The organism is Pseudomonas sp. NPDC087358, assembly GCF_044900785.1.
Lineage (GTDB): Bacteria > Pseudomonadota > Gammaproteobacteria > Pseudomonadales > Pseudomonadaceae > Aquipseudomonas.
In genome coordinates, this window is sequence record NZ_JBJDOA010000018.1 from 22,648 (window position 1) to 43,685 (window position 21,038).

At 60.8% G+C, this 21,038-nt stretch carries 16 protein-coding genes; 6 read left to right on the plus strand and 10 right to left on the minus strand.

Annotated features, from left to right (window positions below; genetic code table 11):
- Window positions 1-84: 84 nt before the first annotated feature.
- The gene (ettA, locus tag ACI2KS_RS27415; RefSeq protein WP_404624167.1) at window positions 85-1,749 is read right to left on the minus strand and encodes an energy-dependent translational throttle protein EttA; all 1,665 of its coding nucleotides are present in this window, start codon (window positions 1,747-1,749) and stop codon (window positions 85-87) included.
- A gap of 382 nt (window positions 1,750-2,131) precedes the next feature.
- Here ettA and ACI2KS_RS27420 point away from each other — a divergent pair, with 382 nt between their 5' ends.
- Together ACI2KS_RS27420 and glyA are read left to right on the plus strand one after the other, a co-directional pair.
- Window positions 2,132-5,971 carry an EAL domain-containing protein gene (locus ACI2KS_RS27420; protein WP_404624168.1) on the plus strand — a complete coding sequence of 1,280 codons (3,840 nt, stop codon included), beginning with the start codon at window positions 2,132-2,134 and terminating at the stop codon, window positions 5,969-5,971.
- A 557-nt stretch (window positions 5,972-6,528) separates the two neighbouring features.
- The gene (gene glyA / locus ACI2KS_RS27425) at window positions 6,529-7,782 is read left to right on the plus strand and encodes a serine hydroxymethyltransferase (protein WP_404624169.1); all 1,254 of its coding nucleotides are present in this window, start codon (window positions 6,529-6,531) and stop codon (window positions 7,780-7,782) included.
- 138 nt (window positions 7,783-7,920) lie between these two features.
- Here the strand turns inward: glyA and yjiA are convergent, their stop codons facing one another.
- The 3 genes from yjiA to ACI2KS_RS27440 form a co-directional block, all read right to left on the minus strand.
- On the minus strand, window positions 7,921-8,907 hold the full coding sequence (yjiA, locus tag ACI2KS_RS27430) for a GTPase (RefSeq protein ID WP_404624170.1): 987 nt from the start codon (window positions 8,905-8,907) through the stop codon (window positions 7,921-7,923).
- Window positions 8,908-9,032: 125 nt separating this feature from the next.
- Window positions 9,033-9,230 (minus strand): YbdD/YjiX family protein, encoded by a 198-nt coding sequence (locus ACI2KS_RS27435; RefSeq protein WP_404624171.1) that lies wholly within the window; start codon window positions 9,228-9,230, stop codon window positions 9,033-9,035.
- 26 nt (window positions 9,231-9,256) lie between these two features.
- Window positions 9,257-11,326 carry a carbon starvation CstA family protein gene (locus ACI2KS_RS27440; RefSeq protein WP_404624172.1) on the minus strand — a complete coding sequence of 690 codons (2,070 nt, stop codon included), beginning with the start codon at window positions 11,324-11,326 and terminating at the stop codon, window positions 9,257-9,259.
- 135 nt (window positions 11,327-11,461) lie between these two features.
- Here ACI2KS_RS27440 and ACI2KS_RS27445 point away from each other — a divergent pair, with 135 nt between their 5' ends.
- Window positions 11,462-11,830: a PilZ domain-containing protein gene (locus ACI2KS_RS27445; protein WP_404624173.1), complete on the plus strand. Its 369-nt coding sequence runs from the start codon at window positions 11,462-11,464 to the stop codon at window positions 11,828-11,830.
- 196 nt (window positions 11,831-12,026) lie between these two features.
- Here ACI2KS_RS27445 and radA read toward each other — a convergent pair whose 3' ends face one another.
- On the minus strand, window positions 12,027-13,397 hold the full coding sequence (gene radA / locus ACI2KS_RS27450) for a DNA repair protein RadA (protein WP_404624174.1): 1,371 nt from the start codon (window positions 13,395-13,397) through the stop codon (window positions 12,027-12,029).
- A gap of 197 nt (window positions 13,398-13,594) precedes the next feature.
- Here radA and mscL point away from each other — a divergent pair, with 197 nt between their 5' ends.
- Entirely contained in the window at window positions 13,595-14,044 is a 450-nt protein-coding gene (mscL, locus tag ACI2KS_RS27455; RefSeq protein WP_404624175.1) for a large-conductance mechanosensitive channel protein MscL, read from the plus strand.
- Window positions 14,045-14,200: 156 nt separating this feature from the next.
- Here the strand turns inward: mscL and ACI2KS_RS27460 are convergent, their stop codons facing one another.
- The gene (locus ACI2KS_RS27460) at window positions 14,201-14,977 is read right to left on the minus strand and encodes a ferredoxin--NADP reductase (RefSeq protein ID WP_404624176.1); all 777 of its coding nucleotides are present in this window, start codon (window positions 14,975-14,977) and stop codon (window positions 14,201-14,203) included.
- A gap of 336 nt (window positions 14,978-15,313) precedes the next feature.
- On the opposite strand from ACI2KS_RS27460, the gene ACI2KS_RS27465 reads away from it, so the two are divergent.
- A complete protein-coding gene (locus tag ACI2KS_RS27465; RefSeq protein ID WP_404624177.1) occupies window positions 15,314-15,550 on the plus strand; it encodes a helix-turn-helix transcriptional regulator in 237 nt (78 codons plus the stop codon).
- Between the two features lie 160 nt (window positions 15,551-15,710).
- Window positions 15,711-16,835: a methyltransferase gene (locus ACI2KS_RS27470; RefSeq protein WP_404624178.1), complete on the plus strand. Its 1,125-nt coding sequence runs from the start codon at window positions 15,711-15,713 to the stop codon at window positions 16,833-16,835.
- A 171-nt stretch (window positions 16,836-17,006) separates the two neighbouring features.
- On the opposite strand, the gene ACI2KS_RS27475 is transcribed toward ACI2KS_RS27470, so the two are convergent.
- The 4 genes from ACI2KS_RS27475 to ACI2KS_RS27490 form a co-directional block, all read right to left on the minus strand.
- Window positions 17,007-17,174, minus strand: coding sequence for a DUF2474 domain-containing protein (locus ACI2KS_RS27475; protein WP_404624179.1), 168 nt, complete (start codon window positions 17,172-17,174; stop codon window positions 17,007-17,009).
- Between the two features lie 65 nt (window positions 17,175-17,239).
- Window positions 17,240-18,247, minus strand: coding sequence for a cytochrome d ubiquinol oxidase subunit II (gene cydB / locus ACI2KS_RS27480; protein ID WP_404624180.1), 1,008 nt, complete (start codon window positions 18,245-18,247; stop codon window positions 17,240-17,242).
- A gap of 3 nt (window positions 18,248-18,250) precedes the next feature.
- Window positions 18,251-19,690 carry a cytochrome ubiquinol oxidase subunit I gene (locus ACI2KS_RS27485; RefSeq protein ID WP_404624181.1) on the minus strand — a complete coding sequence of 480 codons (1,440 nt, stop codon included), beginning with the start codon at window positions 19,688-19,690 and terminating at the stop codon, window positions 18,251-18,253.
- Window positions 19,691-20,055: 365 nt separating this feature from the next.
- Entirely contained in the window at window positions 20,056-20,991 is a 936-nt protein-coding gene (locus tag ACI2KS_RS27490; RefSeq protein ID WP_404624182.1) for an alpha/beta hydrolase, read from the minus strand.
- Window positions 20,992-21,038: the final 47 nt, after the last annotated feature.

The following is a 21,038-nucleotide window of genomic DNA, read 5'->3' on the forward strand; positions in this document are numbered from 1 at the left end:
GAGTCGCGTGTATTCACAAGGACCGGGAAGCGCCCAACGAAAAACGGAGCCCGAAGGCTCCGTTTTTCATGACACCCGCCCTGATCAGGCCAGTTTTTTGTGACGCACGCGGTGCGGCTGTGCAGCGGCATCGCCCAGGCGCTTCTTGCGATCAGCTTCGTACTCGGTGTAGTTGCCTTCGAAGAACACCGCCTGCGAATCGTCTTCGTAGGCCAAGATGTGCGTCGCCACACGGTCAAGGAACCACCGATCGTGGGAGATCACAATCGCAGCGCCGGGGAAGTCCAGCAGGGCTTCTTCCAGGGAACGCAGGGTCTCGACGTCGAGGTCGTTGGACGGTTCGTCGAGCAGCAACACGTTGCCGCCTTCTTTGAGGGTCAACGCCAGGTGCAGACGACCGCGCTCACCACCGGATAGATCCTTGACGAACTTCTGCTGATCGCCGCCCTTGAAGTTGAAACGGCCGACATAGGTGCGCGACGGGATTTCGTAGCTGCCGATCTTGATCTGGTCGGAACCGTCGGAAATCTGCGCGAACACGGTCTTGCTGCCGTCCAGGTCGTCACGGCTTTGATCGACACAGGCCAGCTGCACCGTGTCGCCGATCTCGATGGAGCCCGAATCCGGTTGCTCCTTGCCCATCAGCATGCGGAACAGCGTCGACTTACCGGCACCGTTACCGCCGATCACGCCAACAATGGCGCCTTTAGGCATGGCGAACGACAGGTTGTCGATCAGCACGCGATCGCCATAGCCTTTGGAGACGTTCTTGAATTCGATGACCTTGTCGCCCAGACGCGGGCCGGCCGGGATGTAGATCTCGTTGGTTTCGCTGCGCTTCTGGAATTCCTGCGACTGCATTTCTTCGAAGCGTTGCAGACGGGCCTTGGATTTGGACTGACGAGCCTTGGCGCCTTTGCGCACCCACTCCAGCTCTTCTTTCATGGCCTTCTCATGGGCCGATTGCTGCTTGGACTCCTGGGCCAGACGATCGGACTTGGCTTCCAGCCAGCCAGAGTAGTTGCCCTCATAAGGGATACCCGCGCCGCGGTCGAGCTCCAGAATCCAGCCGGCAACGTTGTCCAGGAAGTAACGGTCGTGCGTGATCGCGACCACGGTGCCCGGGAAGTCGTGCAGGAAGTGCTCAAGCCAGGCGACGGAATCGGCGTCCAGGTGGTTGGTCGGTTCGTCGAGCAGCAGCATGTCGGGGGCAGACAGCAGCAGGCGGCACAGCGCCACGCGACGCTTTTCACCACCGGACAGGTGCTCGACCTTGGCATCCCAGGCAGGCAGTCGCAGCGCATCGGCGGCGACTTCCAGCTGGCGCTCCAGGTTGTGACCATCGCTGGCCTGAAGAATGGACTCAAGCTTGGCTTGTTCGGCAGCCAGCTTGTCGAAGTCGGCATCCGGCTCTGCGTAAGCGGCGTAGACCTCGTCCAGACGCGCCTGCGCGTCCTTGATCACGCTGACCGCTTCCTCGACCACTTCGCGAACGGTCTTGTTCGGGTCCAGCTGAGGTTCCTGCGGCAGATAACCGATGTTGAGCTCCGGCATCGGGCGCGCTTCGCCATCGAATTCGGTGTCGACGCCGGCCATGATTTTCAGCAGCGTGGATTTACCCGAACCGTTGAGGCCGAGCACGCCGATCTTGGCGCCGGGGAAAAACGACAGGGAGATGTTTTTCAGGATTTCCCGCTTCGGCGGAACAACTTTGCTCAGCCGATGCATGGTGAAGACGTATTGAGCCATGGAATGAAAACCTGGTTATGACTGTGAATAATGGCGCGAGCTTAGTGCTCCGTCGCAAAAATAGCTTTTATTTAGCTTCGCAACTTGCCGTCGGGCGGTTCCGGGCCTTGAATTGATCAAGGCTTGACCCACTGGCGCGACACAACTTCCGAGGATCGGTAATAAAGCTGGAGCAATGTTTGCAAGCAATGTGAAAGGCTTGCAGAAATCGGGCACATCGCGCGTCGCGCAAAGCTACCCGAATGCAGTCGACAGGGCAAACCGTGCAGCCCAATTGGGCTGGCACTTAGCCACAAGTCAGGGCATGCTAGCCGCCCTTTGGGCGCCGAGCTTATAGTGCACTTCGCACACGCTGATTCAGTCCAGCAGTCAGGATCAAAGTTTGTCCACACCAACATCCACTTCTCCCTTGCGCCCTCTTAAAAGCGCAGCGGCCGTGCCTTTTCGAGGCTCGCTCAAAGGCGCGCTGGCGATACTGGTGCTGCTCATGCTCGTGCTTTTGTTATGGCAGCTGATCGAGCAGTTTCAGCAGACCCAGGAACGTCAGCATCAACGCAGCGTTGACTACAGCATTCAGCTGGCTGATCGACTGAGCTTGAACATGGCCCTGAGTGCTCAAGTCGCTCTCAATGTACTGGATGATGCCAAGGGCAAGCTGCAATCTGCCGATGAGCACGCTGCAGCGATCACGCGCCTGCGTCAGTCGATGCCTGGTCTGCAAAGCGTTGCCTGGCTCGACAGCGCCGCCAATGTGCTATCCGACAGCGCGCCCGACAGCCAGGACGCCGTGTTTTTGACGCAGATGCGTGAGCGTATCCAGGGCAGCCCCTACTATTACACCGATGCGGGTGACGGCTCGCGGGTCTATCTGCTGGTTCGCCAACCGGGCAGCGACATAGAGCGCTACTGGGCCATACGCCTGGACCCCCAGGTGCTCAAATCCCTGACCCGGCAAAGCGATCAGGATTTCCAGCCCATCTGGCAGCTGGAAAACAGCGCGACGCAGCGTCTGATCTATCAGAGTGAAACAGCCCACGCCGATGCTTCTGCCACCAATATCCAGACCGTTCTCCTGCAACCCCTGACCAACAGTGACTGGCAATTGCGCGGCCTGTTCGACGCCAACAAGACTCGCCAGGCCTTGATCGCCCCGCTGATCATCAAATGCCTGGTCGCCCTGCTCTGCTCCATCGTGCCGCTGCTGGCCCTTCGCAGCCTGCGACGCCGACAGTTGCAACTGCATGAGAGCCGCCGCCGCTACAAGGATATTTTCGAAGGCACCGGCGTCGCGCTGTGCGTCCTGGATCTGTCCGACCTGCCCGAGCAGCTGCGACTGCTGCAGTTGCACAGTGCAGAAGAACTGCGCACGCGCCTGAACCACCATCCGGAGCAGCTTGCGGGGCTGCTGCATCAACTGCGCATTACCGAAGTCAATCAGGTCGCAGCCAGCCTGCTTCGTGCCGATTCGGCAGAGCGCGTCTGGCAGCAGTTGATCGAAGGCTGCCCTCGCTCGCGTCAAGGCATCGGTGAACAGATCATCAGTGCCGTGCTCGACGGACAGCAGCAGCTGGAACTCGAGATCCTGCTGCCCGACGCCGATGGTCACGACCAGCATTTATGGCTGGTGATGCGTTTGCCAGAGCAGGCGCAAGACTTCAATGCGGTGATTCTCAGCATCAATGACATCACCAATCGCAAGCAGACCGAGCTGGCGCTGCTGGAGCGCGAGAGTTTCTGGTCCGACGTGGTGCGCACAGTCCCCGACCACCTGTATGTGCAGGACGTCAGCACCCGCAGAATGATCTACAGCAACCACCATCTGGGCCAGACCCTGGGCTACAGCAAGGATGAGCTGCAGCAGATGGGCGAGTATTTCTGGGAGATCCTGCTGCACCCGGACGACAGCGAGGGCTACGAACAACTGCGTCAGACGCGCAGCCAGCAGGGGCATAGCGCGCTCACTGAATGCCACCTGCGCTTTCGAGACAAACGCGGCAGCTGGCGGCGCTTCGACATTCGCGAACAGCCCCTGGCGCCGGACGACAACGGTCAGGTGACCCGGATCATCGGCGTGGCCAAGGACATCACCGAGCAGGTCGAGGCCAGCCAGTCCCTGCGCGACAGCGAGCAGCGCTATCGCATGCTGGCCGAAAGCATCAGCGATGTGATCTTTTCCACCGACCACAAACTCAAGCCCAATTACGTAAGCCCTTCGGTCAACGCCGTGCTGGGTTACAGCGCCGAGTGGATCCAGGCAAACGGCTGGAACGCGATCATCGCCAACCCCCAGCAACTGGCCAGTCTGCACGCCCTGCTGCGCCGGGTCGGCAAAGGGCTGGGCAAACCCGAGGCGCTGGCCGCCCTGCGCAACGAGGTCACCACACAGTTTTTCCTGTTCGACTGCCTGCGCGCTGACGGCCGCAAGATTCCGGTGGAGCTGCGGCTGGTACTGGTGTGGGATGAAGGAGGCACCTTTGAAGGCATTCTCGGCGTGGGCCGTGATATCAGTCAGCAGCGCCGCGCGGAAAAAGACCTGCGCATGGCCGCCACGGTATTCGAGCATTCCACCTCCGCGATCCTGATCACCGACCCTGCAGGCTATATCGTCCAGGCCAACGACGCGTTCAGTCGGGTCAGCGGGTATGCCGTGTCGCAAGTGCTCGACCAACTGCCGATGATGCTGACGGTGGAGGATCAGCAGGAAGCGCACATGGGTTACATCCTCAAGCAGCTGCATCAGCGCGGCAGCTGGGAAGGTGAACTCTGGCTCAAACGTCGAGATGGCGAGCACTACCCGGCGTGGGTCGGCATCACCGCGGTGTTCGATGACGAAGGCGATCTGGCCAGCTACGTTTGCTTCTTCAGCGACATCAGCGAACGCAAGGCCAGCGAGCAGCGCATCCACCGACTGGCGTACTACGACGCGCTGACGCATCTGCCCAACCGCACGCTGTTTCAGGACCGTCTGCACACTGCCTTGCAGCATGCCGAGCGTCAGCATGCCTGGGTGGTGCTGATGTTCCTGGACCTCGACCGCTTCAAGCCGATCAACGACTCATTGGGACATGCCGCCGGCGACCGCATGTTGCAGGAAATGGCCTCGCGGCTGCTCGAATGCGTCGCCGATGACGACACCGTGGCGCGCATGGGCGGTGATGAGTTCACCTTGCTCCTGCAACCGGGGGCGACCCAGCAGGCTGCGTTGACTCGGGCCATCCATGTGGCCGAGCAGATCCTCGCCAGCCTGGTAAAACCCTTCGTCCTCGAAGGCCGCGAGTTCTTCGTCACTGCGAGCATCGGCATCGCCCTGAGCCCGCAGGACGGCAATGAGCTCAGCCAGTTGATGAAAAACGCCGACACCGCCATGTACCACGCCAAGGAACGCGGCAAAAACAACTTCCAGTTCTATCAGGCTGACATGAACGCCAGCGCCCTGGAGCGCCTGGAGCTGGAAAGCGATCTGCGCCATGCCCTGGAGCAGGAAGAGTTCACGCTGTATTACCAGCCGCAGTTCAGTGGCGACGGCAAGCGCCTGACCGGTACCGAAGCGCTGTTGCGCTGGCGTCATCCGCGTCGCGGGCTGGTGCCGCCGGGCGACTTCATTCCGGTGCTCGAAGAGCTCGGGCTGGTGGTGGAAGTCGGTGAATGGGTGCTCAAGGAGGCCTGTCGCCAATTACGCGAATGGCACCTGGCCAAGGTCCGGGTGCCTAAAGTGTCGGTCAATATCTCGGCGAGACAGTTCTCCGATGGGCAGTTGGGCATGCGCATCGCCAATATCCTCCAGGAAACCGGCCTGCCGCCTGCCTGCCTGGAGCTGGAACTGACCGAAAGTATCCTGATGCGCGAAGTCAGTGAGGCCATGCAGATCCTCGCCGGGCTCAAACGCCTGGGCCTGAGCATCGCGGTAGACGATTTCGGCACCGGTTATTCGTCGCTGAACTACCTCAAGCAATTCCCCATCGACGTACTCAAGATCGACCGCACGTTCGTCGACGGACTGCCCTCTGGCGAGCAGGACGCGCAGATCGCTCGCGCCATTATCGCAATGGCCCACAGCCTCAATCTGGCGGTGATCGCCGAAGGCGTTGAAACCCACGAGCAACTGGAGTTCCTGCGCGAACACGGTTGCGACGAGGTGCAGGGCTATCTGTTCGGCCGTCCGATGCCGGCGTCGCGTTTCGAAGCGCAGTTCAGCAACGATGCGTTGTTTATGCTGGATTGACCCCCACCGCTCCCCTGTAGGAGTGAGCTTGCTCGCGATGCGGTGGGTCAGGCGCCTCAGTATCGTCTGGCCGGGACCATCGTAGGAGTGAGCTTGCTCGCGATGCGGTGGGTCAGGCGCCTCAGTATCGTCTGACCGGGTCCATCGTAGGAGTGAGCTTGCTCGCGATGCGGGGGGTCAGGCACCTCAGTATCGTCTGACCGGGCCCATCGTAGGAGTGAGCTTGCTCGCGATGCGGTGGGTCAGGCACCTCAGTATCGTCTGACCGGGACCATCGTAGGAGTGAGCTTGCTCGCGATGCGGTGGGTCAGGCACCTCAGTATCGTCTGGCCGGGACCATCGTAGGAGTGAGCTGGCTCGCGATGCGGTGGGTCAGGCACCTCAGTATCGTCTGACCGGGACCATCGCGAGCAAGCTCACTCCTACAGGGGCCGGGCATCACCTTCTCGTGCGCATGAAAACCGCTTGTCCAGCACATGACTGCCTTTCATATGCCAGATAAAAGCCGATGGGTTAGAATGCCTCCCTTTTCTACCGCCTGATCCCCGAGGACCGCCATGTTCAGCCGTCATTTGACTATCGCCAAGTACGACTCCGACCTGTATGCCGCTATGGAGCAAGAAGCCAAGCGCCAGGAAGAGCACATCGAGCTGATCGCCTCGGAAAACTACACAAGCCCGGCTGTCATGGAAGCCCAGGGCTCGGTGCTGACCAACAAGTACGCTGAAGGCTACCCGGGCAAGCGTTACTACGGCGGCTGCGAATACGTCGACATCGTCGAGCAACTGGCCATCGACCGTGCCAAGGAGCTGTTCGGCGCCGATTACGCCAACGTCCAGCCACACGCCGGTTCCCAAGCCAACAGCGCCGTTTACCTGGCCCTGCTCAATGCTGGCGACACTATCCTGGGCATGAGCCTGGCCCACGGTGGTCACCTGACTCACGGTGCCAGCGTTTCCTCCTCCGGCAAGCTGTACAACGCTGTGCAGTACGGCATCGACGGCAACGGCCTGATCGACTACGACGAAGTCGAGCGCCTGGCGGTCGAGCACAAACCAAAAATGATCGTTGCCGGCTTCTCGGCTTACTCGCAGATTCTCGACTTCCCGCGTTTCCGCGAAATCGCGGACAAGGTCGGCGCCTACCTGTTCGTCGACATGGCTCACGTGGCCGGTCTGGTCGCTGCGGGCGTTTACCCCAACCCGGTTCCGTTCGCCGATGTCGTCACCACCACCACGCACAAGACCCTGCGCGGTCCACGTGGCGGCCTGATCCTGGCGCGCGCCAATGCCGAGATCGAGAAGAAGCTGAACTCCGCTGTATTCCCGGGCGGCCAGGGCGGTCCTCTGGAGCACGTCATCGCTGCCAAGGCGATCTGCTTCAAGGAAGCACTGCAACCTGAGTTCAAAACCTACCAGCAGCAAGTGGTGAAGAACGCCAAGGCCATGGCCGGCGTGTTCATCGAGCGCGGTTTTGACGTGGTCTCCGGCGGTACCGAGAACCACCTGTTCCTGCTGTCGCTGATCAAGCAGGACATCTCCGGTAAAGACGCTGATGCCGCTCTGGGCAAGGCGTTCATCACCGTGAACAAGAACTCTGTGCCAAACGACCCACGTTCCCCGTTCGTCACCTCCGGCCTGCGCTTCGGCACTCCGGCCGTGACCACTCGCGGCTTCAAGGAAGCAGAGTGCAAGGAACTGGCTGGCTGGATCTGTGACATCCTGGCTGACCTTTCCAACGAAGCGGTGATCGACAGCGTTCGCGAGAAAGTCAAAGCCATCTGCGCCAAGCTGCCGGTTTACGGCGCTTGATAGCCGTTGCTTGAAATGAAAAGCCCGGCGCTTGAGCCGGGCTTTTTTGTGGGCAAGTACTCTTGGGTTCAAAGCCTACTTCTGTAGGTTGTTCAGCGGTGTGTCTGCCGCGCAGCGGTTGTTCAATGGCCGGCCTTTTCAGTCCGCCACTACTCCGGCAAACCCCTCCCGGATCTTCTCTTGCGGCAAATCATCGGCGATGAACACGATCACGCTCTCGCGCTTCTCGTCCGCGCCCCACTCCACATCGAAGTCGAAGCCATAGAGCTTGAGCACACCCTGAAACACCAGTTTGCGGTCTTCTCCGGCGATGCTCAAAACGCCCTTGTAGCGCAGCAGTTGCTTGCCGTGGTCTTCCAGCAGGTCGTTCATGAAGGTGCTGAGCTTGTCGATATCCAGCGCCTTGTCGCTACGCAGGACCAGGCTGCTGATGCGGTCGATGGAGCGGCCGGCAGGCGCCAGCGGACGCAGGACCATGCCACCGACATCGGCATTGAGGTTAAAACCCCGTACATCCAGCAACTCGGCCAGATCGATCTTGCCGTGTTCGACCACGCGGATCGGCGCTCGCCGATTGATCCGCGCCAGCCGTTCGCTCAAGGCATTGAAAGCCGCCTCGTCCACCAGGTCGGTCTTGCTCACCAGCAAGCGGTCGGCAAAACCGATCTGCGCCTGGGCGATGGTCTGCTGCAGATGCGTGTCGGCGTGGGCCGCATCCACCAGGGTGATGATGCCATCGAGGATGTAGCGCTCGCGCAACTCTTCGTCGATGAAAAAGGTCTGTGCCACAGGCGCCGGGTCAGCCAGGCCAGTGCACTCGATCACCAGACGGTCGAAAGCGATCTCGCCACTGTCCAGGCGCTCCAGCAACAGGAACAGCGCTTTCGTCAGGTCGGTGTGGATGGTGCAGCACACGCAGCCGTTGGACAGGGTCATCACCTGCACAGGCTCATCACCGAGCAATTGGGTGTCGACACCGGCATCGCTGAATTCGTTTTCAATCACGGCGATTTTCAGGCCGTGCTCTTCCTTGAGCAGATGACGCAGCAACGTGGTCTTGCCCGCGCCGAGAAAACCGCTCAGAACGGTGACGGGAATGGGTGTGAGCAAAACAAAAACTCCCATGTACTTAAAAAACTGTAGGAGTGAGCTTGCTCGCGATGAACTCAAGAAAACATGTGTACTCAGACAACACGCATAATCGTTGAGTCCATCGCGAGCAAGCTCACTCCTACAAGAGGCCTAGCGAATCAACAGCACTTGGGCCCACCCTTGCCGCCATAACGCGCATCCTGGCGTTCGCGAAAGAACGCCTCGTACGACATCACCGGTTTGTCCGGGTGGGTGTTGTGCATATGTTCAACGTAGTTGTCATAGTCCGGCATGCCCACCATCAGGCGTGCTGCCTGGCCCAGATATTTACCCAGACGACTCAGGTCATTGAACATACACAGCTCCTCGCCTCACGGCGCAATCAATTGGCTTTCGGGAAGGCCTGGAATGGCGCTTCCTTGTCGGTACGTTCTTTTTTGGTCCATGCCGCCCGCCCTACTTTGATCGCGTAGAACAGAATGCTCAAGACCACGAACAGGAACAGCGCAGTCAATACCGCGTTGGTGTACGCGTTGAAGATCACGTGCTGCATCTGATCGACGGTCTTGGCCGGAGCGAGGATCTGACCGGCATCAGCGGCGGCGCTGTATTTTTTTGCCAGCGCCAGGAAGCCAACGGCCGGGCTTGGGTCGAACAGCTTGATGAAGCCAGCCGTCACAGTGCAGATCAACAGCCACGAAGCAGGCACGATGGTCACCCACACGTACTGCTGACGCTTCATTTTGATCAGCACGACGGTGGCCAGCATCAGTGCGATACCCGCCAGCATCTGGTTGGAGATACCGAACAGCGGCCACAAGGTGTTGATGCCGCCCAGTGGATCGATTACGCCCTGATACAGCAGGTATCCCCACAGCGCGACGCAGCCGCCGGTGCCAATGGCGTTGGCAGTCCAGGATTCGGTGCGTTTGAGCGACGGTACGAAGCTGCCGAGCAGGTCCTGAAGCATGAAGCGACCGGCACGGGTGCCGGCGTCTACCGCGGTCAGGATGAACAGCGCCTCGAACAGGATCGCGAAGTGGTACCAGAATGCCATGGTGTTCTGGCCGGGGAACGCCTGATGCAGAATCTGCGCGATACCCACCGCCAGCGTCGGCGCACCACCGGCACGTGCCAGGACGGTGTTCTCACCGATGTCCTTGGCCACCGCCACCAGTTGATCCGGGGTAATCACGAAGCCCCAGCTGCTGACCATCTGCGCGACAGAGGCAACGTCAGAGCCGACGATCGCCGCCGGGCTGTTCATGGCGAAGTACACGCCTGGCTCGATCACCGAAGCGGCGACCATGGCCATGATCGCCACGAAGGATTCCATCAGCATGCCGCCGTAGCCGATATAACGCGCGTTGACCTCGTTATCCAGCAGCTTGGGCGTGGTGCCCGAGGAGATCAGCGCGTGAAAACCGGAGACCGCGCCGCAGGCAATGGTGATGAACAGGAAGGGGAACAACGTGCCCTTCCAGACCGGGCCGGTGCCGTCGGTGAACTGGGTCAGGGCGGGCATTTTCAGCTCAGGCGCCAGAATCAGAATGCCGATCGCCAAGGCGATGATGGTGCCGATTTTCAGGAAAGTCGACAGGTAGTCGCGCGGCGCGAGCACCAGCCACACCGGCAGCATGGCGGCCACGAAGCCGTAGCCGACCAGCATCCAGGTGATCTGCACGCCGGTAAAGGTGAACAGCGGCGCCCACTCAGGACTGGCTGCCACCTGGCCACCGACCCAGATCGACAGCAGCAACAGGACCACGCCCACCACCGAGATCTCGCCGATTCGGCCCGGGCGAATGAAGCGCATGTAGATGCCCATGAACATCGCGATCGGGATGGTCGCCATGACCGTGAACATCCCCCATGGGCTCTCGGCCAGGGCCTTGACCACGATCAACGCCAGCACCGCGAGGATGATGATCATGATCAAGAAACAGCCGAACAGGGCGATGGTGCCAGGCACCCGGCCCATTTCCTCACGGACCATGTCACCCAGTGAGCGACCGTTACGGCGGGTGGACAGGAACAGGATCATGAAATCCTGTACGGCGCCTGCCAGTACCACACCGGCGATCAGCCAGAGAGTGCCGGGCAGGTAGCCCATTTGCGCGGCCAGCACCGGGCCGACCAGCGGCCCTGCCCCGGCGATGGCGGCGAAGTGGTGACCGAAAAGAATGTGTTTGTTGGTCGGAACGTAATCCAGACCGTCATTGTTCAGCACCGCTGGGGTTGCCCGATTCGGGTCCAGTTGCATGACGCGGGTGGCGATGAACAAGCTGTAGTAGCGATAAGCGACCAGATAGATGGCGACCGCGGCGACCACGATCCAGAGTGCGTTGATTGCCTCTCCCCGACGCAATGCAACCACTCCCAGGGCCCATGCCCCGAGAATCGCAACAATCAGCCAGGGCACGTGGCGCAGCAGACTATTATTATTTTTCATTTTTTTGTTTCCAGCAGAGTGGACGTGTTTGGAGCAGCCAGCAGAGTTTAGCGCCGCTGGAGCGAAAGGCCACCCCCACAATGGTCTAGCGCGGGATTTGGCCTATAGTCAGATGACCCAAGGAGCAGTCGCCTTATGACAGATTCCAACCAAGACCGCCGTCGCTTCAAACGTATTGCCTTCGATGCCAGGACCGAGCTGAGCCAAGGCTCCAAAAGCTGGGCAGTGCACCTGATCGACCTTTCGCTCAAGGGGCTGCTGGTGGAGCGGCCTGACCCCTGGCTGGGTGATCCGGGCGAGCCCTTCACTGCCCACATCCATCTGAATGTCGACACCGAGGTGCGTATGGAAGTGCGGCTGACCCATGACGATCATGGCCATCTGGGCTTCGTTTGCGAGCACATTGGCCTGGAGTCGGTAACCCACCTGCGGCGCCTGATCGAACTCAATCTGGCCGATCACGACGAGCTAGAGCGCGAACTGGCGGCGTTGATTCAGGTTTGACGGCGCCGAGCACAGAATGCATGGCCTACGCATTCTCAACTGTAGGAGCCGGCTTGCTGGCGAATGCGGGTTGTCAGTCAGCATCTTCATAGCTGACACAGCGCGTTCGCTGCCGCCGTAACCTCCGACGTCTCCTACAGGTCACGCGGCGTACCGGGATGTGGCGCACAGTCACATCCTGGTACGCCGCTACGCACTATTCCTCGAACAACGCATCCAGTGCCTGATCGAGCCGGGTCACGGCAACTACCGTCAGCCCTGGCGGAGACTCCTTGGGCGCGTTGCCCTTGGGCACGATGGCGCGCTTGAAGCCATGTTTGGCGGCTTCTTTCAAGCGCTCCTGGCCGCTGGGCACCGGACGTACTTCGCCGGACAGGCCGACCTCGCCGAACACCAGCAGGTCGGCTGGCAGCGGGCGGTTCCGCAGGCTGGACATGACCGCGGCCATCAGCGCCAGGTCGGAAGCGGTTTCCAGCACCTTGACCCCGCCGACCACGTTGAGAAACACGTCCTGGTCGTGTGTGGGGATCCCGCCATGCCGGTGCAGGACCGCCAGCAGCATCGCCAGACGATTCTGATCCAGCCCCAGCGTGACCCGCCGCGGGTTGGACAAGTGGCTGTCATCGACCAGCGCCTGAACCTCGACCAGCATCGGCCGGGTGCCTTCCCAGGTGGCCATGACCACGCTGCCGGCTACCGCTTCCTGCGCGCGGGTGAGAAAAATCGCCGACGGATTGGAGACCTCTTTAAGCCCCTTGTCGGTCATGCCGAACACGCCCAGTTCATTGACTGCGCCAAAACGGTTTTTCACCGCGCGCAGTAAACGTAGCCGCCCGTCGGACTCACCTTCGAAATACAACACGGTATCGACCATGTGCTCCAGCACCCGTGGGCCAGCCAGTGAGCCCTCCTTGGTCACGTGGCCGACCAGAAAGATCGCCGTACCGCTCTGTTTGGCATAACGCACCAGCAACGCGGCGCTCTCGCGGACCTGCGAAACGCCGCCCGGGGCCGACTGCAGCTGCTCGGTGAAGATGGTCTGGATCGAGTCGATCACCATCACCTTGGGCTGCTCGATACGGGCGGTGGCGATGATGGTTTCGATACAGGTTTCGGTCATCACCCGCAGTTTGTCCTGCGGCAGGCCCAGGCGTCTGGCGCGCATGGCGACCTGCTGCTGCGACTCTTCGCCAGTGACGTACAACGCGGGCATGCGCTCGGCGATGGCACACAAGGTCTGCAAAAGGATGGTTGACTTGCCGATGCCCGGGTCACCGCCGATCAGCACCACCGAGCCGTCCACCAATCCGCCACCGAGCACACGGTCCAGCTCGGCGGAGTTGGTTGAGAAACGCGGAATCTCTTCGACGCTGACTTCGGCCAGGGTCTTGATCTGTGCCTGCTGGCCGGTCCAGCCTGCACGCCCACTGGGGGCGGCTGCGCCACCGCTTTCAATGACCGTCTCGACCAGGGTGTTCCACGCGCCGCATTCGCCGCATTGCCCGGCCCATTTGGGAAAGGTCGCGCCGCACTCGGTGCAGCCATACATGCGTTTGGCCTTGGCCATGAAACCCCCGCCGTAAAAAAAGGGGCAATCATAACCCATGGTTCAAAGACAGGCGTGCGCGCAGGGCTGCGGACACCTTTTTGGACGATTTAATAAAACTAAACCGCCCAAAGCCGGTCGATTGCAGGGATTACGCGTGATGCATGTGCCTGACATACACTGCATCCACCACCTCATCTGTAACAAAGGAATACACCATGAGCGTACTAAGCGAGTTCAAAGCCTTTGCCGTCAAAGGAAACGTGGTCGACATGGCCGTCGGTATCATCATTGGCGCAGCATTCGGCAAGATCGTTTCGTCGTTCGTCGGCGATGTAATCATGCCGCCCCTGGGGCTGCTGATTGGCGGCGTGGACTTCAGTGATCTGGCGGTCACCCTGAGAGGCGCAGAGGGCACCGCACCGGCAGTGGTGCTGGCCTATGGCAAATTCATCCAGACCGTTATCGACTTCATCATCGTGGCGTTTGCCATCTTCATGGGCGTCAAGGCCATCAACCGCCTCAAACGCGAAGAAGCCAAGGCGCCCACCGTGCCGCCCGTTCCAACCCCGCAGGAAACCCTGCTGACCGAGATCCGTGACCTGCTCAAGGAGCAAAACAGCAAACCGGCTGCGCCACTGGCTGTGAGTCCTGATCGGTTGGTTTGACCCTTCGCCAGGGCCGGGAACGCGGCCCTGTAGCAGCACGGCTTGCCGGTGGTAGCGATCTTGCCGACGCCACCCCCGACAAGCCGTGCTGCTACAGAACGTCAGCGCGGGTTCAGCTCCCCCGCCCTGCGTACAGAATCAAAGCCAAACCCGCCCCTACCAATAATTCTCCACCGCTACCTGCCCCGGCTTGCGGGTCAAGGCCAGGCGCATGTCGCGGGTCTTGAGGATGGCTCGGGTGTCGTCGATCATTTGCGGGTTCCCGCAGATCATCACCCGTGAGTGCTCCGGCTCAAGCGCCACCCCGGCGGCTGCTTCCAGCTCGCCGTTGTCGATCAACGTGGTAATGCGCCCATGCAGCGCGCCGGGATGTTGCTCGCGGGTCACCGTGGCAATGAAGCGGAACTTGTGAGCGTATTCGGCCAGGTAGTCGCGGCGCATGAGTTCGTCGATCAGGGTCTGATAGGCAAGCTCGCTGGATTCGCGCACGCTGTACACCAGAATGACGCGCTCGAATTTCTCCCACACCTCGAAGTCCTGAAGGATCGACAGGAATGGCGCAACGCCCGTGCCTGTGGAGAGCATCCACAGATCGCGGCCATCGTTGAACCGGTCCAGCGTCAGGTAACCGACCGCCTGTTTCTCCACCATCAGCGTATCGCCTTCGCGCAATCGGCTCAGTTCGCTGGTGAACTCCCCGCCCGGCACGACGATGGAAAAAAACTCGAGGAATTCATCAAAGGGCGAGGACACCACCGAATACGCCCGCCAGACCGTGCTTCCGTCAGCCTTGGTCACACCCAGGCGTGCGAATTGTCCTGCCGTGAAGCGGAACCCCGGATCGCGGGTAGTGCGAAAGGTAAACAGACTGGGGGTCAGCGGGGTGACCTGCAACAGCGTTTGCCGGGTGAATTTTTCTGCACTGGCAGTCATGGGCGGACCGGGCTCCATTTGCTCGAATCAAGGTGCCCAGTGTCCCGCAAACCGACCCGGATAAACACCGCCGGTTTGTAGTGGCATCGACGAGGCCAAGAGACCAGGACTGATGAAGTTTTAGAGCGTTTCGCAATAGCGGTTATTGCGACGGCCTCTAACCCCTCCCCCTGACGTTTTCAACTGATTGATAACACTGGCAAATATCAAATCATCTGGCCATGTGCCCACATTCCCGCCCATCAGTGCCACCTGAACTGTTCATCCGGCTGTGGCGTCTTTTTCTAGACTTCAAACAAAACGCCCGTCAGTTATGGACAGCCATGGAGGCTCGTAATGGAACATCTGGATCTGGAGCTCAATGCCGAGAACTTGTCTTACAAGGGCCTGACGTCACGGGAAGTCGAGGTGTTGAAATGGTCAGCCGAGGGCAAGACAGCCGCTGAAGTTGCGATGATCCTCGATCTGAAATCGCGCACGGTGAATTTCCACATTGGCAGTGCCATCCGCAAGATCGGCGTCAACAACAAGACCTCGGCCGTGGTGCAGGCCGCGTTGCAGGGCCTGTTCTAGCGGATCGACAGTGCAGCAGACGCCCGCCGCGAAAAACCTCAGGGCCAAAGGTGGAAAAACACGTAAAATCGCGGACGTCGTGAGCCTGCTGGATCAGCTGCTTACGTGACACCCGCCGAGCGCCTGACCGCGTTGCCAACGAATGGAAGTTTTCCTGCACATGCCCCTGCTTACCACGCCTTTCGCCCAGCTCGACCTGATTCGCCAGCCGGAGCAGTCGGATGAACCGTTGCAGGCATTCGACGCCGCCGACGAGTACCTGCTCAACCATGTCGCCGAACATGGGCTGACCCTGCAGACTCGCGTGCTGGTGCTCAACGACAGTTTCGGCGCCCTGGCTGCCAGCCTTGCGGCGCACGCCAGCGTGTTCAGCAGCAGCGATTCGTTCCTGGCGGTTCAGGGGCTGGAGAAGAACCTGGTGCGCAATGGCCAGGCGTATGACGCCGTGCCGGTGATCCCCGCCAGCGAGCCGCTGACCGGGCCCTTCGACTGGGTGCTGATCCGCGTGCCCAAGACCCTGGCGCTGCTGGAAGAACAACTGATTCGCCTGCAAGGTCAATTGGCGCCCGGTGCCCGAGTGGTCGCTGCCGGCATGATCAAACACCTGCCTCGCTCGGCGGGCGAGTTGATGGAAGAGTACATCGGCCCGGTTCAAGCATCGCTGGCGGTCAAGAAGGCCCGGCTGCTGTTCTGTACCCCCGAGGTCAAAGCGCCGCAGCCCTCGCCGTTTCCGACCCGCTACAGCGTGGATGAGCCGAAGATCGAGCTGATCAACCATGCCAACGTGTTCTGTCGCGACGGCCTGGACATCGGTACCCGTGCGTTTCTGCCTCACCTGCCGAAAAACCTGGGGTCGGCACGGGTCGCCGATCTGGGTTGCGGCAATGGCGTGCTGGCCATAGCCAGTGCGCTGGCCAACCCGTACGCGCACTACACGCTGGTGGACGAGTCATTCATGGCGGTGCAATCAGCCCGGGAAAACTGGCAGTTGGCGTTGCCCGGCCGCGACGCGGTCATTCAGCCAGGCGACGGACTCGCTGACCAGGCACCCGACTCGCTGGACGTGGTGCTGTGCAATCCCCCGTTTCATCAGCAACAAGTGGTCGGCGATTTTCTGGCCTGGCGGATGTTCCAGCAGGCGCGCTCGGCGCTGGTCACCGGTGGCGCGTTGTACATTGTCGGCAACCGCCACCTGGGGTACCACAGCAAGCTCGCCCGGCTGTTTCGCGGCGTAGAACAGGTAGGTGCAACACCGAAGTTCGTGATCCTCAAGGCACGTAAATAACCACCACCTCCCCTGTAGGAGTGAGCTTGCTCGCGATTCTTTGGGCCAGACGCCTCAGCGGTGTCGGGGCGTACGTATCGCGAGCAAGCTCACGCCTACAAGGGCCCTGGCGGGCCGACGACATCGCGTAAAAAAACCCGCCGAAGCGGGTTTTTTATTGGGTAAATACACTCAGTGTGACTTCATCCCCGCCGCGGTCATGAACATGCGCAACAGACTGGCGACGATGAACAGTGCAACCACGCTGCCCGTCCAGATGACCACCAGCCAACCGATCCGCTGCCACAGGGGCTTTTTCTGCGCTGGATCTTCGTCATGAAACGATTCTTTACCGGACATCACTGAACCCTCTTGCGTCAAACCCGGCCCCGCCCCTCGAACGAGCCTGGCGGGGCCGACATTCACTAGTGGTAACCGTCTTCGTGAGTCACCTTGCCGCGGAACACGTAATAGCTCCAGAAGGTGTAACCCAGGATCAACGGGATGATGAACAGCGTCCCCACCAGAATGAAGCCCTGGCTCTGCGGCGGCGAGGCCGCATCCCAGATCGAGATCGCCGGCGGGATGATATTCGGCCACAGGCTGATGCCCAGGCCGCTGTAGCCGAGGAATATCAACACCAGCGTCAACAGGAACGGCGTGTAGTGCGCATTGCGCTCCACGGCCTTGAACAACCCGTACATGGTCAGCAGCACCAGCGCCGGCACGGGCATGAACCAGAACAGGTTTGGCACGCTGAACCAGCGGTCGGCGATGTCTTGATGCGCCAGCGGCGTCCACAGACTGACGATCCCCATCACCACCAGCGTGACAATGGCCAACGGCCTTGCCAGATCATGCATGGCCTTCTGCAGACTGCCTTCGGTCTTCATGATCAGCCAGGTGCACCCGAGCAGGGCATACGCGACGATCAGCGCCAGCCCGCAAAACAGCGAGAACGGTGTCAGCCAGTCCAGCCCACCGCCGGCATAAGCGCGGTTGACCACCGGGATGCCATCGATGTACGCGCCCAGCGCCACGCCCTGGAAGAACGTCGCCACCAGCGAGCCGCCGATGAACGCCTTGTCCCACAGATGACGCTTCTCGTCGCTGGCCTTGAAGCGGAACTCGAACGCCACCCCTCGAAAGATCAGGCCGATGAGCATGAAGATCAGCGGCAGGTACAGCGCTTCGAGCACCACCGAGTAGGCCAGAGGGAATGCTCCGAAAAGACCGGCGCCGCCCAGTACCAGCCAGGTTTCGTTGCCGTCCCAGACGGGCGCGACGGTGTTCATCATCACGTCGCGGTCGGTCTTGTCTTTCATGAACGGGAAGAGAATGCCGATCCCGAGGTCGAAGCCGTCCATGATGACGTACATCATGATGCCGAAGATGATGATCACGGCCCAGATCAGTGGAAGATCAATACCCATGACTCAGTTCCCCTCTGTCAGGCGGTCGTGCTGGCCATCTTCGCTGCCTTCGTGTGCGGCAGAGAGCGGACGTGCCGGTGTGCGTTTCTGCCCCGGGCCACCGTGCGGCGTGTCGTCGCCTTCGTGGGTTTTCGGCCCCTTGCGCACCAGGCGCATCATGTAGCCGAAGCCGGTGCCGAACAGCATGAAGTAGACCACCACGAACAACACCAGGGTGAGCCCGACCTGCCCTGCACTGTGATTGGAAGACGCATTGGCGGTGCGCATCAGCCCGTACACCACCCACGGCTGACGGCCGATTTCAGTGGTGAACCAGCCGGCCAGCATGGCGATCAGACCCGCCGGTCCCATGCACATGACCAGGCGCAAGAACAGCCGATTGCTGTACAGCCCGCCGCGCCAGCGCAGCCAGGCACTCCACAGCCCGACGGCGATCATCAGCATGCCCAACGCCACCATGACCCGGAACGACCAGAAGATAATGGTCGAATTGGGGCGATCTTCAGGCGGGAAGGATTTAAGCGCCGGGATCTGTCTGTCCAGGCTGTGGGTCAGGATCAGGCTGCCCAGGTAGGGGATTTCAACCGCGTACTTGGTGCGTTCTTCTTTCATGTCGGGAATGCCGAACAGGATCAGCGGCGTCGGCTCGTCACCGACGTTTTCCCAGTGGCCCTCGATCGCGGCGATTTTTGCCGGTTGATGCTCCAGGGTGTTCAAGCCGTGGGCATCACCGACCACCGCCTGGATCGGCGCGACGATCAGCGCCATCCACATGGCCATCGACAGCATCCTGCGAATGGCCGGGTTATCGCGGCCGCGCAACAGGTGCCAGGCGGCGGAAGCGCCAACGAAGAACGCCGTGGCGACGAACGCGGCGATTGCCATGTGCGTCAGACGGTAAGGAAACGAGGGGTTGAAGATGACCGCCAGCCAGTCCACCGGGATCACCCGACCATCGACGATCTCGTAACCCTGGGGCGTCTGCATCCAGCTGTTGGAGGCCAGGATCCAGAACGTCGAGATCAGCGTACCGACGGCCACCATGACCGTGGCGAAGAAGTGCAGGCCACGGCCTACGCGGTTCCAGCCGAAGAGCATGACCCCAAGGAAACCTGCTTCGAGGAAGAACGCCGTGAGTACCTCGTACGTCAGCAGAGGCCCGGTAATGGCTCCGGCGAAGTCGGAGAAGCGACTCCAGTTGGTGCCGAACTCATAGGCCATGACCAGTCCGGAAACCACACCCATGCCGAAGTTCACGGCGAAGATCTTCGACCAGAAGTGGTAGAGGTCACGGTAGGTGTTGTCATGGGTCTTGAGCCACAAGCCTTCGAGCACCGCGAGAAAGCTCGCCAGACCGATGGTGATGGCAGGAAACAGGATGTGGAATGAAACAGTGAACGCAAACTGAATTCGGGCGAGATCGAGTGCCTCTAAACCGAACATAGGTCTTCCTCTATCAGGTGGTACTGGCTTCAGGCCCCGGGGCCTGCAGCTACTGCCCCCACGGTGTATTGAGTGCGACGGTTTGCGTTTGTTCTTTTTAGTTTCGCGCTCGGCGTCGGGACGCGGGAGTGGTGTCAAGTCGCCCGATCAATCAAAAGCGCTCTGAGATTTGATTCAGGTCAACCGACGCTAAAAGAGTAGTCCCATTTCGGCACATGAACCGCGTGGTCTTTTGTCGCGTGACGAGTTGTCTCACCCGTTGATGCATGCGTTACATCAACACGTGTAGGAGTGAGCTTGCTCGCGATTCTGTGTGTCAGGCACCCCGGTGGCGTCGGAATCAACAATGGCAAGCAAGCTCACGGCTACAAAGGGCCGCGCAAAAACCCCAGCAGGGCGGCAACCAGTCGCCGGTAAACCGCATCCACCTCCGGCACCAGCCCCTTGCCGCGCAGGCCGCCATGGACCAGGCCCAACCCTGGCTCGAACTCGGTGGCAACACCTGCCTCGCGCAGGGCCCGTTCGTAACTGACCCCGTCGTCGCGCAGCGGATCGAACTGGGCCACGGCGATGAACGCCGGTGCCAACCGTCGAAAATCCGTGGCGTTGAGGGGCATGGCATAAGGCGACTGCTCGCCCTGCTGCACATACAACTGCTCATAGAAACCAAGGTCGGCGGTGCTGAGCAACGGCGCATCGAAACATTCGCTGCGTGACGGCAGGTCGTCGGCGCCGCCCAGCCCCGGATACACCAGCGCCTGCCCCACCGGCTGCCGCTCGCCGGCTTCGCGCAAGGCCAGACACACTGCCGCGGCCAGATTGCCACCGGCACTGTCGCCGGCAATCGCTATCCGGTGTGGGTCGATGTCCAGTCGCGGCGCCTGAATCTGCAAGCCATGCCAGACCGCCAGGCAGTCGCCAAAGCCGGCCGGAAACGGATGTTCAGGCGCCAGCCGATAGTCGACCGCAATGACCACGGCGTTGAGATCCACCGCCAGGGCCGCGGTGAGAAAGTCGTGGGAGTCCAGATCCCCCACGACCCAGCCACCGCCGTGCAGATACACCACGCACGGGGCAGGATATTCGAGGGACAGACGATGCGGCCGGTAACTGCGCACGCGAACCCCGGACAGCAGGAAGTCCTTGACCTCCAGGTCCGGGGAGCGGATGGGGGTGAAAGCTTCGCACATGCGCGAATAGGAACGGCGTTGGTCACCTATCTCCAGCGACGGCACGCTGAAGCTCAAGGTCTTTTCGATGAAGCCGGCCATCTCTGGCGACAGGGGGTAGGTCATGCACATGCTCCGATCAACACGCGTCGCCTTGCGCATCAGAGGTCGACGATAAA